Here is a 1,175-nt window from a genome sequence, read left to right as displayed (position 1 = left end):
GGATGCGCATTATAGGCAAGTTAAGATTTAGCGCAAGGGCTTTTATGCATAAAAATGAAGTTTTTAATCATTAATTGTTTAAGTACAGGATACACACTTATTACCCCCAAGGTTATCCACACAGCGAGCCAAAAAGTGGCACTCTAGGGATAATATACCAACCGCTTAAATTGTGTTAAGCCCAGTAATAGAAAAGGATAACATTCATTTTTGTGCTGGTGCCATGTAACGCTTAACTCAAAACACGGCAATGACTACCGTAAAACTATCTACCAGTTTTGGAGCTGTGAATTTTCGAGCTTTCTAAAAGGTCATAATTTATCCGCATAAGTTCCAATGCGGCATTCAATTCTAGTTCAACATGAGGAAATTAGCATAAAAAACAATATTATTTTAAGCACTGCAGCCTCAATGTTAATAGCATTACTCCCCAGCCACAGAAATAGTCATGTTAGTGCTGCTAACAGGCCAATCCAGGTAATCGTTGTTGATTAAAGTTTTTTAGCAAAGAATGTCGTTCGTAAAGAGACTATCCAGTAAGTAGAAGAGCTGAAGAGTTCTTCAGTAATAGAACACAAACACTGCACGTTGTAAGAAGATATTTTCAATGCAATAGCCTTAATTAACCGTTATATAAAAGATAAAAGCTTCAATTAATTCACCAAACCAGATCTGCTAATATTAGCTCTACTGATCTATTCCAGTTTTATTAAAACCATAAACGCAAAAAGCCCGCTACACAGTGACGGGCTTAATATTGATTAGACGATTGGCGATGACCCCATTTCACATAGGCATGTCGTCCACACTGATTACCAGCAAGTTTTACTAAACATAACACCAAATAGGGATTATTCGTATTAGGCGCTTGGCGATGTTCAGCTGCGGATAAATCCTCCGCGCTCCATGTCTGCATAAAGCGTTGCTTTATAAACACAGACATTGCACCCTACTTTCACATGGCCATGTCGTCCACACTGATTTCGAGTAAGCTATTAACTAAACCTAACACCAAAAGGACTTATTTATTTTAAAATCCTAAACGAAAAAAATCCCTGACTCATAGAGTCAGGGATTATTCTAATTTAGCGTCTGGAAATGACCTACTTTCACATGGGGAGACCCCACACTATCATCGGCGCGATTGCGTTTCACTACTGAGTTCGGGATGGGAT

At 38.5% G+C, this 1,175-nt stretch carries 1 protein-coding gene and 1 rRNA gene; both read right to left on the bottom strand.

What is annotated here, in order from left to right; translation table 11 throughout:
* Positions 1-751 precede the first annotated feature (751 nt).
* Positions 752-943, bottom strand: a complete 192-nt coding sequence (locus Q4546_RS19115) for a hypothetical protein (protein WP_133126569.1) — start codon at positions 941-943, stop codon at positions 752-754.
* 147 nt (positions 944-1,090) lie between these two features.
* Positions 1,091-1,175, bottom strand: a 5S ribosomal RNA gene (gene rrf, locus Q4546_RS19110); the annotation flags it as partial.

Origin of the sequence: Shewanella sp. 4_MG-2023 (genome assembly GCF_030548015.1) — a bacterium.
Classification (GTDB): Bacteria; Pseudomonadota; Gammaproteobacteria; order Enterobacterales; family Shewanellaceae; genus Shewanella.
The sequence above is the reverse complement of the archived record's forward strand: the minus strand, read 5'-3'. Positions and strand labels throughout refer to the sequence as shown.